Genomic DNA, 21,326 nt, shown 5'->3' on the forward strand with positions numbered 1-21,326 from the left:
AACAACGTGGTGAACTGGGCATCGCTCGTCCTTCCATACACCGGTGCCTCAATGCCCCAGTGCCTCGTAGGAAGACGGCTGCAAGCTCACCTCCTTCCAGTGGCGGACATAGCGTTCATCGGGGTCGTAGCGCCGGCTCTGTTCGTCGATATCGAAGATCCTGGGTTTGGCGTTGCGGCCCACTCCTGCGATGTACTTCCAGTTGCCCCAGTTGTTGGCAACGTCATGGTCGATCAGACAGCGTTCGAACCAGGCGGCGCCGTGGCGCCAGTCCTCCCCGAGATCGTGCACCAGGTAGCTGGCGACGAGCTGACGCGCTCGATTGGAGAGCCAGCCGCTGACCGACAACTCACGCATGGCTGCATCGATCAGCGGCTGCCCGGTAGCGCCCAGGCGCCAGCACTCGAATGCCTGCCCCGGCGATGATGGGGGATCGCCGAACAGCGCTTTGCCTTCCTGGCGTGCCACCCAGTGGAAGTACTCGCGCCATAACAACTCGTGATAGAAGTGGCGAGATGATGCGTTGGCACCCCGCCGGTCTTCCCATTCTCTCAGTGCTTCGAGGACCTGGGTCGCCGACACACAGCCAAGCGCCAGCCAGGGCGATAGACGGGACGAAAAGCCAGCGCCGATCAAACCATTGCGCGTCTGCTGATAGGTCGCCAGCAAATCGGACTCCCACACGACGTCGTCGAGACGCTGCCAGGCGGGCGCTTCACCGCCGACAAAGGCAAGCCCGGCGCTGTCGGGCACGTCGTTCAAGGCGTCCGCTTCGCGTGACAATCGCTGCAACGAGGGCAGTCCGCGCGGCGCTCGTTCCGGCCACGCCGGCTGCGTCGCCGGGGCCGGACGGCTGTGACTTCGAGGAGACGCCTCGCCGAGGCGACGCCGGAAAGCCGACCAGCTTGCCGGTACCTCATCCAACGTCATCGGCAACGTCTGCGACGTCCACAGCGTGCCCGTACCACGACGCTCCAGTCGACACTGCCTTGGCAGGCAGCGTGCCAGTCGCTCAAGCTGGTCGTCCCCGCCTGCTGCCTCGCTGGCCACCACCCGTGTCACCTGATACTGCTCGGCCAGCCGGGCGACCAGCGATACCGGCTCGTCCACCGCCACCAGCAGGTCGCTACCCTTCTTCAACAGCGTCCCACGCAACTCCTTGAGACACTGCCACAGAAAGCGCAGCCGACGAGCGCCGATACCGGCCACGCCGTCTGCCGATGTGCCATCAAGCAGCGCCTCGTCGATCACGAACACCACCAGGCGCTCGCTGACCGAGGGCGCGATGTCCAGCAAGGGGTTGTCGGCCAGCCGCAGTTCCCCACGCAACCACACCAGCTCTGTTTCCATGTCACGCTCCCGACAGGCCTGAGGATTCGCGGCACGCGCCCCGTGGGCACAGATCGTGCGCTACCGACGGAGGCATTGCCCTACTGCATAGCGATAATATATAGGCCTTGTACACTACATGTACAATTTTTAGAGCGCCTACGGCTATCACGTTGAATCCGCACGGGGCAGCGGTCCGTCCATCTTTCGGGTAAAGTGGGTCGGCGCTTCAGGGTGAGCTGATCAACACCCCTGGCGGTAGGCCAAGGCATTGTGAGGGCTCGTGTTTTCAGACCATCGCGGCGCTCACCACGTTCAAGGACAGGCAGGATGACCGACAGATGACTTTGCTATGGATTCCCTTGCTCCCCCTTCTCGGTGTGCTGGTTCCCGCATTGACCGGATCTAGAGGCCGCCCTCTTTGCACCCTCGCCACGGCGGTCCTTCCCGCCATTGCCCTGGCCATGACCCTGGCCCAGCTACCCGCCCTGGGTGCCGGGGATATCCCTCGGGTCTCCCTGAGCTGGGTGCCCCAACTGGGGCTGGACCTGGCCTTTCGCCTCGATGGCCTGTCACTGCTGTTCAATGTGCTGATCCTGGGCATCGGCCTGCTGATCATCCTGTACGCCCACTACTATCTCGACCCCAGCGAGAACTACGCCCGCTTTTACGCCTACCTGATCCTGTTCATGGCCTCCATGGTGGGCATCGCCATGGCCGACAACCTGCTGGTGCTGTGGTTCTTCTGGGAGTTGACCAGCCTGTCATCCTTCCTGCTGATCGGTTTCTGGTCACACCGCTCGGAGGCGCGCAAGGGCGCGCGCATGGCGATGACGGTCACCGGCGCCGGTGGCCTCGCCCTGCTGGCGGGCTTTCTGCTGCTGGGCGATATCGTCGGCAGTCTCGACATGCAGGTGGTGCTGGAAAGCGGCGAGACGATCCTGGCCGACCCGCGCTACCCGCTGATGCTGGTCCTGGTGCTGCTCGGCGCCTTCGCCAAGTCCGCCCAGTTCCCGTTCCACTTCTGGCTTCCCCATGCCATGGCGGCACCGACTCCGGTGTCTGCGTACCTGCACTCCGCCACCATGGTCAAGGCGGGGATCTTCCTGATGGCGCGCCTGCATCCCGCCATCGCCGGCAGCGAGCTGTGGTCGGCCATCGTGACCGTGATCGGTATCGTCACCATGGTGTATGCCGCCTGGTTTGCTCTGATCAAGGCGGATCTCAAGGGTATCCTGGCGTTCTCCACCGTCAGCCATCTGGGCCTGATCACCGTACTGCTGGGCATCGGCAGTCCCATGGCGGTCCTGGCGGCGCTGTTTCATATCCTCAACCACGCCACCTTCAAGGCCGCACTGTTCATGTGTTCGGGGATCATCGACCATGAGGCCGGCACCCGCGACCTGGCCCGGCTGGGCAAACTGGCCAAGGCGATGCCGGTCACCTGCGTGGTGATGAGCATCACCGGCGCCGCCATGGCGGGCGTGCCGCTGTTCAATGGCTTCATCTCCAAGGAAATGTTCTTCACCGAGGCCCTCGAGACTCACGCCTTCGGTGGCCTCAGCCTGGTGCTGCCGGTACTGGCCACCATTGGCGGCGTGCTGTCGGTGGCCTACTCCGCGCGGCTGGTCCACGCGGTGTTCTTCTCCCCTCCGCGCCACGCGCCGCCCAAGACGCCGCACGAGCCGCCCCATCTGATGCGGGCTCCGGCGGAGCTGTTGGCAGTGCTGTGTATCCTGGTCGGCCTGTTCCCGGCGCTGATGGCCACCTGGCTGATGGCGCCTGCGGTCGAGGCGGTGCTGCTCGAGCCGCTGGAGTTCCACCTGGCCCTGTGGCACGGCTTCAACCTGCCGCTGGCGATGAGCGCGGTGGCACTGGTCGCCGGCGTCATCACCTATATCCTGCATCGCAAGATTCGCCAGTTCGTGCGGGACTTCCCGCCGCGTGATGCCAGCCGTATCTTCGAGGGTGTCATCCAGTGCATCGGCGATCGCGCCGAGCGCATCACCGAATGCGTCGACAACGCCTCGCTGCAGCGCTTCATGACCCTGCTGCTGACCGCCTCCCTGGTGGTCGGCGCCATCGGTCTGGCCCAGATGGATACCCTGACCGGGGCCAAGGGCAACCAACCGGTGGACGGCGTGCTGCTGGTCGGCGCCCTGCTGCTGGTGTTCACCGGCATTGGCACCGCCATTACCCATCGCCATCGTCTGATCTCGCTGCTGATGCTGTCGGTGGTGGGCCTGCTGGTATCGCTGACCTTTGCCCGCTTCTCGGCACCGGACCTGGCGTTGACCCAGCTATCGGTCGAGGTGGTCACCATGATCCTGCTGATGCTGGCGCTGTTCTTCCTGCCCCAGAAGACCCCTCGGGAATCCACCCCGGCGCGGGCGCTGCGCGACCTGGTGCTGTGTACCGGTCTGGGCGGAGTGATCGCCGGACTCAACTACACCGTGCTGACCCGCGACACCGAAAGCATCTCGGACTTCTTCCTCGACAACAGCGTGCCCGGCGGCGGCGGCCACAATGTGGTCAATGTCATCCTGGTCGACTTCCGTGGCTTCGACACCCTGGGCGAGATCACGGTGCTGGCGATCGCCGGTCTCGCCATCTTCAAGCTGCTCAACCGTCTGCGCCTGTTCATGCCTCACAGCGACAGCGAGGGGCGCATCTGGGCGCCGGATCGCTACCCGATGATTCTGACCACCATCTCCCAGACGGTACTGCCGCTGGCACTGCTGGTGTCGGTATTCATCTTCCTGCGCGGCCACAACCAGCCCGGTGGCGGCTTTATCGCCGGCCTGATCACCGCGGTGGGATTGATCCTGGTGTACATGGCCCGGGGCGTTGCCTGGACCCAGAAGCGTCTCGACTTCCCCTACCAGCCGGTGGCGATCCTCGGCGTCGGTGTCGCCGCCCTGACTGGCTTCGGCAGCTGGCTGTTCGGCGCACCCTTCCTGACCTCGTCCTTCGGCCATTTCCATATCCCGCTGATCGGCGATATCGAACTGGCCACCGCGATGCTGTTCGATCTCGGTGTCTATCTGGCGGTGGTCGGTGCGACCCTGATGATCCTGGCCAACCTGGGCAAGGTGACCACCCCCCACCGTCCGGCCAAGGAAGACCATGACGCGACGGAACGCGGCCTGCACCGCACCGACGACCCCACCCCCGACGGCAAGGAGACCGTGTGACATGGAAATGCTCTATGCCATAACGACCGGCGTGCTCGCCGCCAGTGGCCTGTATCTGATGCTGCGCGGCCGAACCTTCCCAGTGGTGGTAGGTCTGACGCTTCTCTCCTACGCCACCAACCTCTTTCTGTTCTCCATGGGCGGACTGACCACCGGTGGTTCCGCCATCATCGACGGCAAGAGCGACTACAGCGATCCGCTGCCCCAGGCGCTGGTGCTGACCGCCATCGTCATTGGCTTCGCCATGACCGCCTTCGCGGTGATCCTGGCGATGCGTGCACGGGGCGACATGGGCAATGACCACGTGGACGGGCGCAAGGCCGAGGACAAGGAGGAGCGACGCTGATGTCCCACCTGATCGTGATGCCCATCGTGCTGCCGCTGGCAGCAGCGGTGGCGCTGCTGCTGACCCGATTCGGCAATGCCACGCTCAAGCGTGGTCTCGGCCTTGCCACCACCCTGGCGCTGCTGGTGATCAGCGTGATGCTGCTGCGCCAGGCGGCCAGCGGCGAGATCCAGTACTACGCCCTGGGCAACTGGCAGCCGCCCTTCGGCATCATCATGGTGCTGGACCGGCTATCGGCACTGATGCTGTTCGTGACCTCGATGCTGGCGGTTGGTGCGGTGCTGTTCGCCTGCGGCGGCGACGACGAGAAGGGCAGCAACTTCCACGGCCTGTTCCAGCTCCAACTGATGGGAATCAACGGCGCCTTCCTGACCGGCGACCTGTTCAACCTGTTCGTGTTCTTCGAGGTGCTGCTGCTGGCCTCCTACGCCCTGCTGGTCCACGGTGGTGGCAAGGCGCGCATCCAGTCGGCGGTGCACTACGCCGTGCTCAACCTGGCGGGATCGGCGCTGTTCCTGTTCGCCGTGGGGCTGCTGTACGGGGCTACCGGCACCCTCAACATGGCGGACATGGCCCAGGCGGTGAGTCAGCTGCCGGGAGAGCGTCAGGGCATGGTCGTCGCCGGCGCTCTGCTGCTGCTGGTGGTATTTGGCCTCAAGGCGGCGGTACTGCCACTGTATTTCTGGCTCCCGCGGGCCTACGCCAGCGCGCCGCCGCCGGTGGCCGCCCTGTTTGCGGTGATGACCAAGATCGGCGTCTACGCCATCCTGCGGGTCTACTGGCTGGTCTTCGGCGACCAGGCAGGCCCCCTGGAGGCGCTTGAGCAGAGCTGGGTGTGGTGGCTTTCGCTCGGCACCCTGGCGATTGCCGGTGTCGGCGTGCTGGCCGCCCGCGACCTGCGTCTGCTGGTGGCCTATCTGGTACTGGTGTCGGTGGGCACCCTGCTCGCCGGCGTCGGCATGCGCTCCCCCGAAGCGGTATCGGGCCTCCTGTTCTATCTGGTGCACACCACCCTGGTCACCGGCGGGCTGTTCCTGCTGGCGGACATGATCGGCGTCCAACGTGGCAAGGCCGGTACCCGCCTGGTGCGCGGCCGGATACCGCGCAACGCCACGGCGCTGGGCCTGATGTTCCTGATCGGGTCCATGGCTGTGGCGGGCCTGCCTCCGCTGTCCGGGGCGCTGGGCAAGGTCATGCTGATGAACGCCGGCGACAGCGCCCAACGTCTCTGGTTCTGGCCTCTGCTGCTGGCCACCGGCCTGTGCGCCATTGTGGCGCTGTCGCGGGCAGGGTCCACCCTGTTCTGGCGCAGCCAGGCCAGCGATGACGGCGATTCGCTGTCCCCCTGGCAGTGGGCGGGCACCGGCTGGCTGCTGGCATCATCGCCGTTGCTGGTGATCCTGGCCGGCCCCCTGGCCGGCTACACCGAGGCCACGGCAGAACAGTTGAGCGACCCGCAACCGATGATTCAGGCCGTTCTGATCGATCAGGGAGACGCCCAATGAACCGACGCACTCGCTCACTACTGCCGACACCGCTGCTCAGCCTGCTGCTGCTGGTCGTGTGGCTGTTGCTGGTCAACACGGTCTCGGTCGGTCACCTGCTGCTTGGCGGCTTTCTGGCCGTGCTCATCCCCTGGCTGACCTACCCCTTCTGGGACATGCAGCCCGGTGTAAAGAAGCCCTGGAAACTGCTGCGCTTCTTCTTCCGGGTGATCGGTGACATCGTGGTGGCCAACATGCAGGTGGCCTGGATCATCATCAATCCCTGGCGCCGCACTCGGCCCCACTTCGTCGAGTATCCGCTGATGCTCGAGGAGCGATTCACCATCACCCTGCTGGCCAGCACCATCACCCTGACCCCAGGAACGGTGTCGGCCAACCTGCGCATGGACGGCAAGACGCTGCTGATCCACGCTCTGGACGTGCGTGACGAACAGACCCTGATCCGCACCATCCGCGAACGCTACGAGCAGCCGCTGAAGGAGATCTTCGAATGCTAGACACCGCCTTGACCATCAGTTTGGCGCTGGTCTGCCTGGCGCTGCTGCTGAACCTGTTTCGCCTGACCGTGGGCCCGGACATGCCCGACAGGATCCTGGCGCTGGATACCATGTACGTGAACTCCATCGCCCTGATCATCCTGATGGGAGTGTGGCTCAACTCCAAGACCTACTTCGAAGCCGCGCTGCTGATCGCGCTGCTCGGCTTCATCAGCACCATTGCCGTCTGCAAGTATCTGCTGCGCGGCGATATCATCGAGTAACTTCGGGAGAATTCCATGTTCTACGTCATTCTCGAGGGGCTGATCTCGGTGCTGCTGATCGCCGGCGGGCTGTTTGCCTTCATCGGCTCGCTGGGCATGGCCCACCTGCGGGACTTCTACATGCGTCTGCACGGCCCGACCAAGGCCACCACCCTGGGCATGGGCTGCATCCTGTCCGGCTCCATGGTGTACTTCAGCGCCACCCAGGAAGGCACCCACCTGCAGGAGATGCTGATCACCCTGTTCCTGTTCATCACCGCCCCGGTAAGCGCCCACATGCTGGCCAAGACTGGCCTGCACCAGCGCCTCAAGTATCTGGACAAGACCCGCGGCAAGCCGCTCGAATTCCGTGAGGAAGAGGTTGGGGACAAGCCGGTGCCCCACCCCGACCGAGACTAAAAGCCTAGCTTCATGCAAGCTGGATACGAAACGGGCAGCCCATGGGCTGCCCGTTCTGTGTCTGGCTATCGTGGCGCGAAAGGCCGAGCGATCAGATCCAGCCGCCCAGTTCGCGCTTGACGATATCGGCCAGCACCGCGATATGGTCGTCGCGATCGTTGAGACACGGAATGTAGATGAAGTGCTCGCCGCCGGCCTCCATGAAGGCGTCGCGGATCTCTTCCTCGATCTCTTCCAGGGTCTCCACGCAGTCGGCGCTGAAGGCGGGGGACAGTACGGCGATACTCTTGTGCCCCTGACGCGCCAGCTCCGCCACCTTGTCGACGGTGGCGGGGCCCACCCATTCTTCAGGCCCGAACTTGGACTGGAAGGCGGTAACCACCTCGTCCTCGGCCTGCCCCAGCCGTTCGCGCAGCAGTCGCGTGGTCTTCCTGCACTGACAGTAGTAGGGGTCGCCTTCCTCCAGAAAGCGCTTGGGTACGCCGTGATAGGACGCCACCACCACCGAGGGCTGGTGCGTCTCGTTCTCCAGGCGTTCGCTGACAGAGGCGGCCAGGGCCTCGATATAGCCCGGCTCGTCGAAGTAGGCCGGCACCGTTCGCACCGATGGCTGCCACTTGCGCTTCATCAGCTGGCGGAAGAACTGATCGCAGGCGGTGGCGGTGGTGGGTGAGCCGTACTGGGGATACAGCGGGAAGAACAGGATACGCCGACATCCCTTCTCCTCCAGCTCCTTGAGCGCCTTGTCGGTGGAGGGATTGCCGTAGCGCATGCCGAAGCTGACTTCGATATTGTCCCCCAGCTCAGCGCGCAGCCGCGTCGACAGCTTCTCGCTCTGGCTTCTGGTGATGGTCAGCAATGGACTCTCGTCCTTGTCGGTGTTCCAGATGCTGCGATAGGCCGCCCCGGAGGCAAATGGCCGGCGACTCAGGATGATCAACTGCAGCAGCGGCTGCCAGAGCCAGCGCGGATAGTCGACCACCCGCTGGTCCGACAGAAATTCGCTGAGATAGCGGCGCATGGACCAGTAGTCGGTATCGTCCGGCGTACCCAGGTTGGCGACCAGCACGCCGATCTTTTCACGTGCGACGGCGGGGTGGTCGACCGGCGCCTGCTCCGGGCGGTGGGCCTCCACCACTGAGGGGGGAACGGACTGATCCATGAAGGTGACTTCCTCTTGGTAGCGAATGCACAAAGCCTATCACCGGTGGGTATCAGGCTCGAATGAAGTGTTACTATGAAGAGGATTTGTACAATTTTTGGTGAACCCATGTCCAGATCCTTGATCTTGATCACCGGCGACCAGTTGAGCCTGGACCTCGGACTCTTGCAGACCGCTGGCGACAACGACGTCGTCGCGCTGTGCGAGGTCGCCGAGGAAGGCCGCTACGTGCCGCATCACCCTCAGAAGATCGCCATGATGCTGTCGGCCATGCGCCACTTCGCCGCCACTCTTCGCGACAAGGGCTATCGCGTCCACTACAGCGCCCTCGATGATCCGGACAACGCCCATGGCCTGCTGGCGGAGGCGGAACGCCTCGCGCAAGCCTACGACTGTTCGCGGATTGTCACCACAAGGCCCGGCGAATGGCGGCTACTGGATGCCATGGAGCGCCGCCAGGGCGGGATACCCTGGCAATGGGTCGAGGACGACCGCTTCTACTGCACGCCTGGTGAATTCGGCGACTGGTTGTCCCATCGCCGGCAGCCTCGCATGGAGGGCTTCTATCGACTGATGCGTCGCCGCACCGGCCTGCTGATGGAGGGCGATGAACCCATGGGCGGCCAGTGGAACTTCGACAAGGACAACCGACGACCCCTGCCCCAGCACTACACGCTGCCCAAGCCTCCCCGCCACACCGTCGACGACATGACCCGTGAGGTGCTGACACTGGTGGAGGAACACTTCGATGAACACTTCGGTCGTCTGGATGGCTTCCACTGGCCGGTCACCCGACGCCAGGCGCTGGTCGATCTCAGACACTTCATCGATCACCTGCTGCCGAGCTTCGGTGACGTCCAGGACGCCATCAGCGACAGCGATCCCTTTCTCTTCCACTCGCGCCTGTCCGCTCCCATGAACCTTGGCCTGCTCAGCCCGAGAGAAGTCTGCGAGGCCGCCGAAACCGCTTATCTCGAGGGGCATGCACCGATCAATGCGGTGGAAGGTTTTATCCGCCAGATCCTCGGCTGGCGAGAGTACGTCAGGGGCATCTACTGGACCCGTATGCCGGACTACAAGGGCTATAACGCCTTGCAGGCCCGCAGGGGTCTGCCCCACTTCTACTGGAGCGGTGACACCGGCATGCGCTGTCTATCCCGCGCGATCGGCATGACCCGGGACAACGCCTACGCGCACCATATCCAGCGTCTGATGGTGACCGGCAACTTTGCTCTGCTGTGCGACGTCAGCCCCGAGGCCCTGTGCGACTGGTACCTGGCGGTCTACGCCGACGCCTGTGAATGGGTCGAATTGCCCAATACGCTTGGCATGGTGTTGCACGCCGACGGTGGACTGATGGGCTCGAAGCCCTACTGTGCGTCAGGCAAGTACATCGATCGGATGTCTGACCATTGCCGCCACTGTCGCTATGACGTGAAAAAGACCCTGGGCGAAGACGCCTGTCCCTTCAACAGCCTCTACTGGGACTTTCTCGAACGTCACGCCGACACCCTGGCGAGCAATCCTCGCATGAAGCTGATCTATGGCTCGCTGCGCCGCATGAGCGATGACAAGCGCAGCGCCATGCGCCGCCAGGCCACGTCCTTTCTCGACAACCTGGCATGCGAACCGAGCTACGGTCAGGGTCCCCACCGCGACGGCTATCGACCTCAGGGAGCGAATCCATGAATCGGTTCGAGACACTCGCCACACCGCTTGCGCTGTTTCATGATGGTCAGTGCCCACTATGCCGCAAGGAGATCGCCTGGCTGAGGCGGCATCCGCGCAGCCGGCTGATCCACTTTATCGATATCCGCGACGACGATTTTTGCGCCGAGGCCTGGGGCCAGCGCTTCGATGACATGCTGGGCAAGCTGCACCTGCGCGACGCCACAGGTCGCTGGTTCATCGGCATGGATGCCACTCGCGCATTGTACGCGACGCTGGGTCATCGCCGTTGGGTGCAGCTAAGCAGCGTACCCGGTTTGCGTGGACTGCTGGACATCGGCTATCTGGGCTTCGCCCGACTGCGCCCCTGGCTAACAGGGACTCAAAGGAAGCGATAAGGCAGGTCGACACCGCCAAGGGCCCTGGCAGCTTGCGCCAGGGACTTGTTCGGTGAACGTGGGTACATCAGTGGCAAGGCAGAGACGGCGAGACTGCCGTCGAGAGGGTTCCAGCACCAGGTTGGTGTGGAACGATGTCACTCAAAACACCAGGGGCATACGTGAGGCCAGCGGTTCGGCATAGTGGGCCTCGCGACCGATCACCTCGTCGTGGGCCACGTGCTGGACCAGGTAGGCGCGGTGGATACCGGCACGCTTGAGCTCCAGGTAGACGTCGTCCAGCGAGCGGAACAACACCGGCTTGCCGCGGCGGCAGAGCATCTTGCGGGCACCTTCCACGTCTTCCAGTTCGACCTGGTAAAAACGGCTGCCGGCATGGCCGATCACGCGAATCTCGAAGTTGTCGTGGCGGCCGACAAAGGCCTTGAGATCATTAATTTCCATCGTATCTTTCGCCTCTTTTCATCCTGTCGCGACGGGGGTCCTGTGGCCCCCGCCCTCCTTATGTGACGACACTACGGCGACGAGCGTGCCGATGATATTTCGGCAGACCATGACGCTCGTTTCATTTCCCTGTGCCGCGCATGTGACTCTCTGATCATGGCACAGCCTGGGCCCTTCGGGTGACATTCCCGTGACGGTGTGAAGAATTTCTCTGATCTGGATACATATTGGCCGTTTCGCGCGCACAGCGGGTTAAACGACCTCCATGATCGCGGCGGAGAAAAGGGGGTCTTCAGCGGCAGGCAGCGCCTTTGCGGGAGGAAGTGGAGAGCTTGAAGGAGGGAAAACGAAGGCCCGCGACACGAATGCTCGCGGGCGACGGATCCGGCGGTGAGACTACTGGTAGTCGGAGGGATCGATGGCCTTGCCGAGGGAGTTGCGGTCGACCCAATTGCCGGCCTTGGTCTCCTTGTAGCGAAACACCACCTTGTCGCCGATCTGCACCGGCAGCTCGGAGTCTTCTGTCTGGTAGCTGTAGTCCACGCCGTCCACTACCAGGTGATAGCGATACAGATCGGGCATGCCGAGCCATTCCTTGAACGGGCCTTCCCGTTCCACCGAGGTCAATTCGCCACGGGCTTCCAGCTTGGGCGCGCGACGGCGATTGCCGCGTCGAAATCCGCCTGCCATGTCAGGTCTCCTTCACTGTGTCTGTCGAAATCGCAAGGGGCGGCATTATACGAGCCCGTCGGTCAGGCTCAAGCACGTTTATTCGCCGAAGGTATCACCGTAGCTGTCCGGCGCCAGATCCTCGAAGCGGGTGTACTTGCCGATAAAGGCCATGTGCACCGTCCCGATGGGACCATTACGTTGCTTGCCGATGATGAATTCGGCGAGCCCCTTGTTGTCGGGATTATCCGGGTTGTAGACCTCATCACGATAGACGAAACCGATCAGGTCGGCGTCCTGCTCGATGGCCCCGGATTCACGCAGGTCCGACATCACCGGACGCTTGTTGGGGCGCTGCTCCAGCGAGCGGTTGAGCTGCGACAGCGCAATCACCGGGCAGCCGAACTCCTTGGCAAGCCCCTTGAGCGAGCGCGAGATCTCCGAAATCTCGCCGGTACGGTTGTCACCGAACCCCGGCACCTGCATCAACTGAAGGTAGTCGATCATGATCATCGCCAGGTTGCCGTGCTCGCGCACCACGCGACGCACCCGTGAGCGCATCTCGTTGGGCGACAGCGCAGCGGTGTCATCGATGAACAGTTGCTTGTCCTTGAGCAGGTTGACCGCCGAGGTCAACCTCGGCCAGTCCTCGTCCTCGAGCTGACCGGAGCGTACTCGGGTCTGGTCGATGCGGCCGAGTGACGACAGCATGCGCAGCATGATCGAGTCTGCCGGCATCTCCATGGAGAACACCATCACCGGCTTGTCGCTGGACACCACCGCGTGCTCCACCAGGTTCATGGCGAAGGTGGTCTTGCCCATGGACGGACGCCCGGCAACGATCACCAGGTCGGAGGGCTGCAGCCCGGAGGTCATGTCATCGAGATCACGAAAGCCGGTCGACAGGCCGGTCATCTCGCCTTTCATGTTGAACAGCTCGTCGATGCGATCGACGGCCTTGGTCAGCAGTTCGCTCATGCCGATGGGGCCACCGGCCTTGGGGCGATCCTCGCTGATCTGGAACACCAGCCGCTCGGCCTCGTTGACCAGCTCATCGGCAGGACGCCCATTGGGGCTGAAGGCGCCGTCGGCGATCTGGTTGGCCGCCTGGATCAGCTTTCTCAGGGTGGCGCGTTCGCGCACGATGTCGCCATAGGCGCGGATATTGCTGGCCGAGGGAGTGTTGCGGGCCAGCTCCGCCAGGTAGGCGAGCCCGCCCACGGTGTCGAGCTGGTCGCGCCCCTCCAGGGCCTCGGACAGGGTCACCACGTCCAGCGGACGGCTCGACTCGGCCAGCGCCACCATGGCGTTGAACACCAGGCGATGCTCGTAGCGATAGAAGTCGTCGGCCACCAGCCGGTCGGCGATATTGTCCCAGGCCTGATTGTCGAGCATCAGGCCACCCAGCACCGACTGCTCGGCCTCCACCGAGTGCGGCGGAACCTTCAGCGCCGCGGCTTCACGATCGATGGTCTGGACGTCACTCATGCGCTTGTCTCTTCGCTGTTGTTCACGGCGCCATGCCACTGGATCCAGGCTGTGTCCGAAAAGTCGACGAGCGCAGCCACTCTCCAGACAAGCCTTAGTCTACCCGAAGCCGGGTCCGTCGCACGATCACCCGTGCGGGCGATCGCGAGCCACAAAAAAGGGCGCGGGATGTGACTCCCGCGCCCTTGCCACTGCCGTGGGAGACGACCTTACTCGGCCACCACCACCACGCGCACGGTGGCGTCGACGTCGGCATGCAGGTGCAGCACGATGTCGTATTCGCCGGTCTGGCGGATCGGGCCTTCCGGCATGCGGACTTCGCTCTTGGCGACGTCGATACCGGCGCTGGAGATCGCCTCGGCCAGGTCACGCGGACCGATGGAACCGAACAGCTTGCCTTCGTCGCCAGACTTGGCGACCAGAGACAGCTCGATGTCGTTGAGCTGCTCGGCGCGAGCTTCGGCTTCGGCCTTGCGCTCGGCGGCCTGAGCTTCGAGCTCGGCACGCTGGGCTTCAAAGGCAGCGATGTTGTCCTTGGTGGCCGGCACGGCGAGACCGTAGGGCACCAGGTAGTTGCGGCCGTAACCAGGCTTGACGGTGACCTTGTCACCGAGACCGCCCAGCTTGCCAATGTTGTCGAGCAGAATGACTTCCATCTCGTAAACCTCTATGTCAGTTGCTGTGACCCAGACGCCCGCGGAAGTCCGCGAAGGTATCGATCAGGGCCACAACCAGCACGATGAGAATCATGGGCCAGGTGGTGATCAGCAGCAGATAGAACGCGACCAGCCACAACCCGTTCATTCCCTTACGTCCAACTACACCATGTGTCAGGCCGATGCCGGCCATCAGCAGCGGAATCCAGGCCAGCATGCCGATCCCGGGGAGACCCAGCAGGGTGCCGGCGATCACCAGCACCACCAACAGGATCAGCTCCCTCGGGGTGAGCCGCAGGGCGTGGAACTCTTCCCGGAAACCTCCCGGGTTGTAGAGCCCCGCCTGCCAGCTGCGTGCCAGGGCCAGACAGGCCACCGCAGCGAGCATCACCACCAGACCGGTGACACCGCTGATAACCAGTTCGGCCAGCCGACTGGCGTCGAGTCCCTGGGCAGCCAACTCGTCGAGCATGGCGGCTACCTCGGAGGAACTCTGGCGCAGCTGCTCCAGCATCAGGGCGGTATCCGCCTTGGGCAGGAACACCCCCAGCTGGATCATCGCGGCGCCGGCCAGCGACCCCAGGATCAGCGCCTCGCCCCAGCGCATGCGGGAGCGCAGCACGATGGCCATCAACAACGCCAGCAGGGTGGTCGCCAGGGGGATCGGATCTCCCTGGGTCCACCACCAGCCAGCCGGCACTGCTGCTGCGACGATCACCGGCATCGCCGGTGCCATGCCCTTGCGCAAGGTGACCAGAGCGGCAATCGCCGCCCCGAACCAGAACAGCCAAGGCACCGCAGATGCCACCAGAGCGACCAGCGCCGCCTGGGGCATGCCTTTCATCGACCATCGGGCGACGGGCAGCATCGGCGACGACTTACTGGTGGCTGTCGGTGTAAGGCAGCAGGGCCAGGTAGCGTGCGCGCTTGATCGCGGTGGACAGCTGGCGCTGGTAACGGGCCTTGGTACCGGTGATGCGGCTGGGAACGATCTTGCCGGTCTCGGTGATGTAGGCCTTGAGCGTGTCCAGATCCTTGTAGTCGATCTGCTTCACGCCTTCAGCGGTGAAACGGCAAAACTTGCGGCGACGGAAAAAGCGTGCCATGGAAAGACTCCTTATACGTGCGTTGCAGAGCTAGTGATGCGCGGCTCAGGCGGATTCAGCGGTGCGCGGCTTTTCTTCGCGACGGGCACGCTTCTCTTCCACCGGCTTCATCATCGGAGACGCTTCGGTGATGGCTTCCTTGCAGCGCACCACCAGGCTGCGAATGATGGCGTCGTTGAAACGGAAGATGTTCTCGATTTCCTCGAGGGTCTCGCCGCTGCACTCGACGTTCATCAGCACGTAGTGAGCCTTGTGGATCTTGTTGATCGGGTAGGCCAGGTGACGGCGGCCCCAATCCTCGAGACGGTGAACAGTACCGGCGTTCTCGGTGACGATGCTGGTGTAGCGCTCGACCATGGCCGGAACCTGCTCACTCTGGTCCGGGTGGACCATGAAGACGATCTCGTAGTGACGCATGGATTCTCCTTTCGGTTTGGCAGCTTCCGCAGGGGCCTGAGTCGTCTCGGCGCCGGGGGAAGCAAGGAGTGAATAACAATTAGCCTGTCCCGCGCAGAACGCACGGGCGCCCAGATTCTACGGAGTTGTGATCAGGGTTGCAAGCCGATGCTGGGGCGACACCGTCAACCGCGGGCCTTGAGCTCGCGCTGGCGCACCACCTCGAACAGACAAACGCCGGTGGCCACCGACACATTGAGACTCGAGACGGTGCCCGCCATGGGCAGCTTGACCAGGGTGTCGCAGGCCTCCCGCGTCAACCGACGCATGCCCTTGCCCTCGGCCCCCATCACCAGCGCCATGGGCCCGGTGAAGTCGGCTGCGAAGACGCTGGCATCGGCCTCGCCGGCGGTACCGGTGATCCACACCCCTTCTTCCTTCAGTCGCGCCATGGCGCGAGCCAGGTTGGTCACCTGATACACCGGCACGCTCTCGGCGGCACCGCAGGCCACCTTGCGCACGGTGGCGTTGAGCGGTGCCGACTTGTCCTTGGGCACGATCACGCCGTGCACCCCGGCGGCGTCGGCACTGCGTAGACAGGCGCCGAAGTTGTGAACGTCGGTGACACCATCGAGGATCAGCAGCAGCGGCGGCGTCTCCAGCGGCCAGGCCTTGAGCTTGTGCCACAGGGACTCCTCGCCCTCCGGCGCCAGTGGCGGGCAGAACGCCACGATACCCTGATGGGAGGCACCCTGGGAAAGGCCGTCGAGCTCTTCACGGGGCACGCTCCTGAGCCTGGCGCCGCGACTGCGCGCGGTATCGACCAGCTCACTCAGACGACGCCCGGCGTCGCCCTCCTGCACCCACAGCTCCCTGGGTGATTCGCCACGCTCCAGCAGCGCCCGGACGGCGTGGACGCCGAACACACTGTCGAGGCCGTTCGGCACTGCCGGACCATGCTGACCACGTCCCTTGCCACGCACCTGAGTACGCGCCTGGTCATGCGTCTGGGACTGGCTCTGGCCGTGGCGACGGCGTCTGGAATCATGCTTGGCCACGGGCGGCCTCCTGGTCAATCATCACGCGGGTGTTCATCCCTTGTTGCCACGCCGCGGACCGCGGCGCCGACGTCCGCCCTTCTTCTTCGGGGCATCCTGTTCGCCGACCCCGGAAGGGCCGTCGGCACGGCGCTTGGTGTCGCCCTGGGCCGTCCTGCCGCCGCGCCCCTTGCCCTGGCCTTTGCCCTGACTCTGGGCGCCTGCGTCGCGACGCTTGCGCGGTGCCCGACGAGGGCGCGGCTTGTCGTCGGCCATCTCGAAGTCGATCTTGCGCTCGTCGAGGTCGACCCGAGCCACCTGAACGGTGACCCCATCGCCCAGACGATAGCTGGTGCCGGTACGCTCGCCCTTGAGACGATGCTTCTCGGGCTCGTAGTGGTAGTAGTCCGACGGCAAGGAGGTGACGTGGACCAGTCCCTCGACATAGAACGCGTCGAGGCGCACGAAGATACCGAACTGGGTGACCGAGGCGATGGTACCGTCGTAGACCTCGCCGAGCTTGTCGGACATGAACTCGCACTTGAGCCAGCCCTCGACGTCACGGGTGGCGTCGTCGGCACGACGCTCGGTCATCGAGCAGTGCTCGCCAAGTTCGAGCATCTGCTCGAAGGTATAGGGACACCACTTGGTCGGCGGCTCCACCGGCGCTCCCTCGGCGCGCAGCACGGTGTTGGTCTGGCGCGGTCCGCGGATCACCGAACGAATGGCGCGGTGCACCAGCAGATCGGGATAGCGACGAATCGGCGAGGTAAAGTGGGCGTAGGCCGGGTAGGCCAGGCCAAAGTGGCCCTCGTTGTGGGGCGAATACACCGCCTGACTCATCGAGCGCAGCATCACCGTCTGAATGATGTCGGCATCGTCGCGACCCTTGATCGCCTCGGCCAGGTCACGGTAGTCCTGGGGCGTCGGTTCATCACCACCGCCGAGTGACATGCCGATCTCGTTGAGGAACAGCCGCAGCTTGTCCAGGCGTTCCGGCGACGGACGCTCGTGGATACGGTACAGCGCCGGCAGGTCGTGCTTGTCGAGGAAGCGCGCGGTGGCAACGTTAGCCGCCAGCATGCACTCCTCGATGATCTTGTGGGCGTCGTTGCGCGAGCGCGGCACGATCTTCTCGATCTTGCGCTCGTCGTTGAAGACGATGGCGGTCTCGGTGGTCTCGAAGTCGATGGCACCCCGTTCGGTACGCGCTTCTCGCAGCAACTGGTAGAGGCTGTGCAGGTTCTTCAGCGACGGCACCAGCGACTTGTACTCCTGGCGCAGGGCCTCGCCTTCCTCCCCCTCGTCCTGAAGGATCGCCGCCACCTTGTTGTAGGTCAGCCGGGCATGGGAACGGAACACCGCCTCGTAGAAGCGATAACGGCTGATGGCCCCGGTCTTGGAGATGTTGAGCTCGCACACCAGCGCCAGACGATCGACGTCCGGATTCAGCGAGCACAGTCCATTGGACAGCAGCTCCGGCAGCATCGGCACTACCTGCCCCGGGAAGTACACCGAGTTGCCGCGGGCGATGGCCTCCTGATCGAGCGGGCTGCCGGGACGCACGTAGTGCGACACGTCGGCGATGGCCACCAGAAGCTTCCAGCTGCCCGAACGCGTCTTGTAGGCGCACACCGCGTCGTCGAAGTCCTTGGCGGTCTCGTCATCGATGGTGACCAGCGGCTTGTCACGCAGGTCGATGCGGTGGAGCTTGTCCTCCTCGGCGACCTCGGCGGACATGCTGGCGATCTGGTCGGTGACATCCGGCGGAAACTCGGACGGGATCTCGTAGCTTCTCAGCGCGATGTCGATCTCCATACCGGGATCCATACGCTCTCCCAGCACCTCGATGACCTCACCCACCGGCTGCACCCGGGTCTCGGGCTGCTTGACGATGCGTGCCGAGATGACCTGGCCGTCCTGGGCGCCACCACAGGCGCTGTGCGGGATGATCACCTCCTGGGTGATCCGATTGTTCTCGGGGATCAGTACCCCGAACTCGGGAGTATTCTCGCGATACACACCGACGATGGTCTGGGTGTTGCGCGCGATGACGTCCACCACCGTGGCCTCGTCACGGCCCCTGCGATCGCGTCCGCTGATGCGCACCAGCACGTGGTCACCGTGAAACACCCGGCGCATCTGTCGCGGGGGGATCACCAGATCAGGCTTCTTGCCGTCGTCGCGCAATAGAAAGCCGAAACCGTCCCGATGCCCCAGCACCTTGCCCTTGATCAGATCGAGCTTGTCGATCAGCGCATAGGCGTTGCGACGGTTGCGCAGCACCTGGCCGTCCCGCTCCATCGCGGACAGTCGGCGACGCACCGCCTCGCGCAGGTCCTCGTCATCGAGACCCAGCTGATCACTCATGGCCTCATGGGTCACCGGCGCCCCGATTTCCTCGAGCCGCTTGAGCAGGTATTCGCGGGACGGGGCGGGGTTGTCGTACTTGTGGGCTTCGCGGAGAGCGTGTTCGTCGGCGTCGAGCGTCCAATGGGTCATGCGAAAGGCATCCTTGGCAGGGTCGAGGACGGCAGGTGAGCGCCGACTCCCGGGCGCGAGCGTGCGGTCTTGTCGAAAATTTGTCGTAACATGCGCGCAGTATAGCGCTGGCGCGGCCTTGACCCAACCATAAGCGCCCGTGGATAGACCCGCCGCCCACCGAGGGCCCATTCAGGCGATGGTCACAACGGCAAAAAAAATCGCGCGATTCCCTATCGAGACGCTTGCATTATTCAGATGATTCGGTAACATACGCGCCACTTGCCCAGATGGCGGAATTGGTAGACGCGCTAGCTTCAGGTGCTAGTGTCCTTATGGACGTGGAGGTTCAAGTCCTCTTCTGGGCACCAACGATCCTTCGGGATCACGACGATGCAAGTCGTCACGCTCTTTGTCAGTCAAGCAGCACGTGTTCGCCCAGGTGGCGGAATTGGTAGACGCGCTAGCTTCAGGTGCTAGTGTCCTTATGGACGTGGAGGTTCAAGTCCTCTCCTGGGCACCATCGACTCGTCAGGGTCGACGAACACGACAGACTGATGCAAGATTGACAAGAGAATCGCATGACATGCCCAGGTGGCGGAATTGGTAGACGCGCTAGCTTCAGGTGCTAGTGTCCTTATGGACGTGGAGGTTCAAGTCCTCTCCTGGGCACCATCGTCATGCAGACAACGGATCCACATCGGATCAACAAGAACCCGCGCCTCGTCGCGGTTTTTTTGTGCCTGAAATCTGCACCGCTCCCGGCTATCCCTCTACCTCACCTTCCTCTTGCACTATCCCTCTGCGCCCCCTCCTGACGCAGCAGAACAGCAACAGCCAGCTCCGCCGTCTTTCCGGCACCCGCGAACTCTCTACCTAGTCGAATCGAGAGGGCAACTCGGCCACCTGGGACAATGCCCAGTCGCCGACCCCCGCGACCGACTCCCAGTCGGCTTCCTGGCTCGCCGCCAGCCGCGGCAGGAAATTCAGCCCGGTGCTTGCTTCTACCTCGTCGATGCTGACCAGAAACTGCTTGAGCGACTCGTCGCCACGCACGTCCTGGGGCATCACAAAGGCCACCGCCAGCGGCGTATCCCCCGGCACCACCACGATCTTGTAGAACGCCACCGGCACCTCGACGAAGCCGACGCGATTGAGTAGACGATCGATCTCGATATCGGTGATTCGTGTCTCGGCGTAGATCGGGCCGGTGATCACCTGCAGCCGGCCGAAGCGCGGCAGGAAGTGGTCCATCACCACCTCCTCCAGGCGCTGCCACAGCTGCCGATTGAGCGCGGGCTTCTGCGGCATCATGTTGCTCATCAGAAAGCTGTCGTCCTGGGCGTCTTCTCCCCACACCTTGGCCATGGCGTAGTTCGGGGCCAGGTGGCCGCGGTCGTAACCACTGCCCGAGTAGCTCGTGGTGCTGACAGGCCACAGCGTGCGCCAGTCCTGGCGGAAACCGGGTCGCGGCCCGATCTGCCGATCCCCGCTCTGGCGTAGCTCATAGCTGACCCACAGCGCACCGACGCGGACATCCGACCATCCCAGCAGATAGCCATCGTTACGCATGACGCGGGTGAAGGACAAGACGCCGGGCTCGGCCCACTCGGTTACCCCCATCCAGCTCATGCGATCACGGTAGCCCTGCTCTGTGCTGTGCCACAGAAAGGCACCCGCGGCGACCAGCACCAGCGAGACAAGGAGGTTTCGGGGGCGGGGTATCAGGCGATCGAGTGAAAGGTCCACACGCTTCCTTGATGCAAAGAGTCACGAGATGGCGAAGAGGTGCTGGTCGCCGGCGCGTCGAACGAGCGGCGTTGCGCCGGCCCGGCGCAGTCACCGGGCCGCACACGCGACCTTGCTACCACCCCAGCGAGAACATGGTCTCCAGGTCGTGACGGGAGTGCACCTGCATGGCGTTGAGGGTCTCGGTGTCGGCGATCCCTTCCACCGCGTTCAGGCGCCCGGTGACGAGTTCGGCCAGGCTCTCGAAATCACGGGTGCGCGCGATCGCCACCAGGTCGTAGCGACCGCAGGTGGAGTACACCTCGCTGATGCCGTCGACCTCGGCGAGGCGCTCCGCCACCGCCTTGACCTGTCCCTTTTCGGCATTGATCAGGATCACTGCATTCTGCATGGTCGCCCTCCTTCGATGTCCGTCTTCGCCAGGCCAACCAAGCCCACGGCACAGACGGCAAGATGTGGTGTGCTCGCGGCGCAGTATATCAGCGCCGGCGCGGCACGGGCAGCACCACCCGACAGGCACCACCTGCGTGGCGGATTGC

General features: G+C 63.9%; 21 protein-coding genes and 3 tRNA genes. 11 read left to right on the forward strand and 13 right to left on the reverse strand.

Going from position 1 to position 21,326, the window contains the following annotated elements; translation table 11 throughout:
- Window positions 1-48: 48 nt before the first annotated feature.
- Window positions 49-1,350, reverse strand: a complete 1,302-nt coding sequence (locus tag EBB56_RS03290; RefSeq protein ID WP_124802766.1) for a DASH family cryptochrome — start codon at window positions 1,348-1,350, stop codon at window positions 49-51.
- 320 nt (window positions 1,351-1,670) lie between these two features.
- Here EBB56_RS03290 and EBB56_RS03295 point away from each other — a divergent pair, with 320 nt between their 5' ends.
- From EBB56_RS03295 to EBB56_RS03320, 6 genes are read left to right on the forward strand one after another with little or no spacing between them, the layout of a single operon-like run.
- Window positions 1,671-4,523, forward strand: a complete 2,853-nt coding sequence (locus EBB56_RS03295) for a monovalent cation/H+ antiporter subunit A (protein ID WP_124802768.1) — start codon at window positions 1,671-1,673, stop codon at window positions 4,521-4,523.
- A 1-nt stretch (window position 4,524) separates the two neighbouring features.
- The gene (locus tag EBB56_RS03300; protein WP_045992127.1) at window positions 4,525-4,869 is read left to right on the forward strand and encodes a Na+/H+ antiporter subunit C; all 345 of its coding nucleotides are present in this window, start codon (window positions 4,525-4,527) and stop codon (window positions 4,867-4,869) included.
- The gene (locus EBB56_RS03305) at window positions 4,866-6,374 is read left to right on the forward strand and encodes a monovalent cation/H+ antiporter subunit D (RefSeq protein ID WP_108448056.1); all 1,509 of its coding nucleotides are present in this window, start codon (window positions 4,866-4,868) and stop codon (window positions 6,372-6,374) included. The genes EBB56_RS03300 and EBB56_RS03305 overlap by 4 nt, the downstream gene beginning before the upstream one ends.
- On the forward strand, window positions 6,371-6,871 hold the full coding sequence (locus tag EBB56_RS03310; RefSeq protein ID WP_045992129.1) for a Na+/H+ antiporter subunit E: 501 nt from the start codon (window positions 6,371-6,373) through the stop codon (window positions 6,869-6,871). Before EBB56_RS03305 ends, EBB56_RS03310 begins: the two co-directional genes overlap by 4 nt.
- Entirely contained in the window at window positions 6,865-7,134 is a 270-nt protein-coding gene (locus EBB56_RS03315; RefSeq protein ID WP_045992130.1) for a K+/H+ antiporter subunit F, read from the forward strand. Before EBB56_RS03310 ends, EBB56_RS03315 begins: the two co-directional genes overlap by 7 nt.
- A 15-nt stretch (window positions 7,135-7,149) precedes the next feature.
- Entirely contained in the window at window positions 7,150-7,533 is a 384-nt protein-coding gene (locus EBB56_RS03320) for a Na+/H+ antiporter subunit G (protein WP_045992131.1), read from the forward strand.
- A 91-nt stretch (window positions 7,534-7,624) separates the two neighbouring features.
- Here the strand turns inward: EBB56_RS03320 and hemH are convergent, their stop codons facing one another.
- Entirely contained in the window at window positions 7,625-8,695 is a 1,071-nt protein-coding gene (gene hemH / locus EBB56_RS03325; RefSeq protein WP_124802770.1) for a ferrochelatase, read from the reverse strand.
- Window positions 8,696-8,803: 108 nt separating this feature from the next.
- Between hemH and EBB56_RS03330 the strand changes: the two genes are divergently transcribed.
- Window positions 8,804-10,384, forward strand: coding sequence for a cryptochrome/photolyase family protein (locus EBB56_RS03330; protein ID WP_124802772.1), 1,581 nt, complete (start codon window positions 8,804-8,806; stop codon window positions 10,382-10,384).
- Window positions 10,381-10,761 (forward strand): thiol-disulfide oxidoreductase DCC family protein, encoded by a 381-nt coding sequence (locus tag EBB56_RS03335; protein WP_124802774.1) that lies wholly within the window; start codon window positions 10,381-10,383, stop codon window positions 10,759-10,761. The genes EBB56_RS03330 and EBB56_RS03335 overlap by 4 nt, the downstream gene beginning before the upstream one ends.
- Window positions 10,762-10,902: 141 nt before the next feature.
- Here the strand turns inward: EBB56_RS03335 and EBB56_RS03340 are convergent, their stop codons facing one another.
- The 9 genes from EBB56_RS03340 to rnr all read right to left on the reverse strand — a co-directional run bounded on the left by EBB56_RS03340 (window position 10,903) and on the right by rnr (window position 19,059).
- Window positions 10,903-11,205 carry a DUF6482 family protein gene (locus tag EBB56_RS03340; protein WP_045992135.1) on the reverse strand — a complete coding sequence of 101 codons (303 nt, stop codon included), beginning with the start codon at window positions 11,203-11,205 and terminating at the stop codon, window positions 10,903-10,905.
- A gap of 396 nt (window positions 11,206-11,601) precedes the next feature.
- A complete protein-coding gene (locus EBB56_RS03345; protein ID WP_045992136.1) occupies window positions 11,602-11,895 on the reverse strand; it encodes a hypothetical protein in 294 nt (97 codons plus the stop codon).
- A gap of 78 nt (window positions 11,896-11,973) precedes the next feature.
- A complete protein-coding gene (gene dnaB / locus EBB56_RS03350) occupies window positions 11,974-13,362 on the reverse strand; it encodes a replicative DNA helicase (RefSeq protein WP_045992137.1) in 1,389 nt (462 codons plus the stop codon).
- Window positions 13,363-13,571: 209 nt separating this feature from the next.
- Complete coding sequence (rplI, locus tag EBB56_RS03355; protein WP_045992138.1) at window positions 13,572-14,018, reverse strand: 50S ribosomal protein L9; 447 nt, start codon at window positions 14,016-14,018, stop codon at window positions 13,572-13,574.
- Between the two features lie 16 nt (window positions 14,019-14,034).
- Window positions 14,035-14,886 (reverse strand): hypothetical protein, encoded by an 852-nt coding sequence (locus tag EBB56_RS03360; RefSeq protein ID WP_124802776.1) that lies wholly within the window; start codon window positions 14,884-14,886, stop codon window positions 14,035-14,037.
- Window positions 14,887-14,896: 10 nt separating this feature from the next.
- The gene (gene rpsR, locus EBB56_RS03365; protein WP_016853668.1) at window positions 14,897-15,124 is read right to left on the reverse strand and encodes a 30S ribosomal protein S18; all 228 of its coding nucleotides are present in this window, start codon (window positions 15,122-15,124) and stop codon (window positions 14,897-14,899) included.
- A gap of 45 nt (window positions 15,125-15,169) precedes the next feature.
- The gene (gene rpsF / locus EBB56_RS03370) at window positions 15,170-15,541 is read right to left on the reverse strand and encodes a 30S ribosomal protein S6 (RefSeq protein WP_045992140.1); all 372 of its coding nucleotides are present in this window, start codon (window positions 15,539-15,541) and stop codon (window positions 15,170-15,172) included.
- Window positions 15,542-15,705: 164 nt separating this feature from the next.
- The gene (gene rlmB / locus EBB56_RS03375; protein WP_185696378.1) at window positions 15,706-16,446 is read right to left on the reverse strand and encodes a 23S rRNA (guanosine(2251)-2'-O)-methyltransferase RlmB; all 741 of its coding nucleotides are present in this window, start codon (window positions 16,444-16,446) and stop codon (window positions 15,706-15,708) included.
- A 165-nt stretch (window positions 16,447-16,611) separates the two neighbouring features.
- The gene (gene rnr, locus EBB56_RS03380; RefSeq protein ID WP_124802778.1) at window positions 16,612-19,059 is read right to left on the reverse strand and encodes a ribonuclease R; all 2,448 of its coding nucleotides are present in this window, start codon (window positions 19,057-19,059) and stop codon (window positions 16,612-16,614) included.
- A gap of 263 nt (window positions 19,060-19,322) precedes the next feature.
- Between rnr and EBB56_RS03385 the strand changes: the two genes are divergently transcribed.
- The 3 genes from EBB56_RS03385 to EBB56_RS03395 all read left to right on the forward strand — a co-directional run bounded on the left by EBB56_RS03385 (window position 19,323) and on the right by EBB56_RS03395 (window position 19,713).
- Window positions 19,323-19,409 (forward strand) — tRNA-Leu (locus tag EBB56_RS03385).
- Window positions 19,410-19,474: 65 nt separating this feature from the next.
- A tRNA-Leu gene (locus EBB56_RS03390) sits at window positions 19,475-19,561 on the forward strand.
- Window positions 19,562-19,626: 65 nt separating this feature from the next.
- A tRNA-Leu gene (locus EBB56_RS03395) sits at window positions 19,627-19,713 on the forward strand.
- Between the two features lie 201 nt (window positions 19,714-19,914).
- Here the strand turns inward: EBB56_RS03395 and EBB56_RS03400 are convergent.
- Window positions 19,915-20,787 carry a DNA/RNA non-specific endonuclease gene (locus tag EBB56_RS03400; protein ID WP_260425275.1) on the reverse strand — a complete coding sequence of 291 codons (873 nt, stop codon included), beginning with the start codon at window positions 20,785-20,787 and terminating at the stop codon, window positions 19,915-19,917.
- A 115-nt stretch (window positions 20,788-20,902) separates the two neighbouring features.
- Window positions 20,903-21,178 carry an Lrp/AsnC family transcriptional regulator gene (locus tag EBB56_RS03405; protein ID WP_045992143.1) on the reverse strand — a complete coding sequence of 92 codons (276 nt, stop codon included), beginning with the start codon at window positions 21,176-21,178 and terminating at the stop codon, window positions 20,903-20,905.
- Between the last annotated feature and the right edge of the window lie 148 nt (window positions 21,179-21,326).

The sequence above is a fragment of the Halomonas sp. YLB-10 genome (genome assembly GCF_003856855.1).
GTDB classification, from domain to species: Bacteria; Pseudomonadota; Gammaproteobacteria; order Pseudomonadales; family Halomonadaceae; genus Halomonas; species Halomonas litopenaei.

Coding starts and splice junctions, on each gene's coding strand:
- EBB56_RS03345 (WP_045992136.1), bottom strand. CDS start 11,895: ATGGCAGGCGGATTTCGACGCGGCAATCGCCGTCGCGCGCCCAAGCTG.
- EBB56_RS03405 (WP_045992143.1), bottom strand. CDS start 21,178: ATGCAGAATGCAGTGATCCTGATCAATGCCGAAAAGGGACAGGTCAAG.
- rplI (WP_045992138.1), bottom strand. CDS start 14,018: ATGGAAGTCATTCTGCTCGACAACATTGGCAAGCTGGGCGGTCTCGGT.
- EBB56_RS03340 (WP_045992135.1), bottom strand. CDS start 11,205: ATGGAAATTAATGATCTCAAGGCCTTTGTCGGCCGCCACGACAACTTC.
- hemH (WP_124802770.1), bottom strand. CDS start 8,695: ATGGATCAGTCCGTTCCCCCCTCAGTGGTGGAGGCCCACCGCCCGGAG.
- EBB56_RS03335 (WP_124802774.1), top strand. CDS start 10,381: ATGAATCGGTTCGAGACACTCGCCACACCGCTTGCGCTGTTTCATGAT.
- rpsR (WP_016853668.1), bottom strand. CDS start 15,124: ATGGCACGCTTTTTCCGTCGCCGCAAGTTTTGCCGTTTCACCGCTGAA.
- dnaB (WP_045992137.1), bottom strand. CDS start 13,362: ATGAGTGACGTCCAGACCATCGATCGTGAAGCCGCGGCGCTGAAGGTT.
- EBB56_RS03315 (WP_045992130.1), top strand. CDS start 6,865: ATGCTAGACACCGCCTTGACCATCAGTTTGGCGCTGGTCTGCCTGGCG.
- EBB56_RS03330 (WP_124802772.1), top strand. CDS start 8,804: ATGTCCAGATCCTTGATCTTGATCACCGGCGACCAGTTGAGCCTGGAC.
- rnr (WP_124802778.1), bottom strand. CDS start 19,059: ATGACCCATTGGACGCTCGACGCCGACGAACACGCTCTCCGCGAAGCC.
- EBB56_RS03290 (WP_124802766.1), bottom strand. CDS start 1,350: ATGGAAACAGAGCTGGTGTGGTTGCGTGGGGAACTGCGGCTGGCCGAC.
- EBB56_RS03295 (WP_124802768.1), top strand. CDS start 1,671: ATGACTTTGCTATGGATTCCCTTGCTCCCCCTTCTCGGTGTGCTGGTT.
- EBB56_RS03320 (WP_045992131.1), top strand. CDS start 7,150: ATGTTCTACGTCATTCTCGAGGGGCTGATCTCGGTGCTGCTGATCGCC.
- EBB56_RS03300 (WP_045992127.1), top strand. CDS start 4,525: ATGGAAATGCTCTATGCCATAACGACCGGCGTGCTCGCCGCCAGTGGC.
- EBB56_RS03310 (WP_045992129.1), top strand. CDS start 6,371: ATGAACCGACGCACTCGCTCACTACTGCCGACACCGCTGCTCAGCCTG.
- rpsF (WP_045992140.1), bottom strand. CDS start 15,541: ATGCGTCACTACGAGATCGTCTTCATGGTCCACCCGGACCAGAGTGAG.
- EBB56_RS03360 (WP_124802776.1), bottom strand. CDS start 14,886: ATGCTGCCCGTCGCCCGATGGTCGATGAAAGGCATGCCCCAGGCGGCG.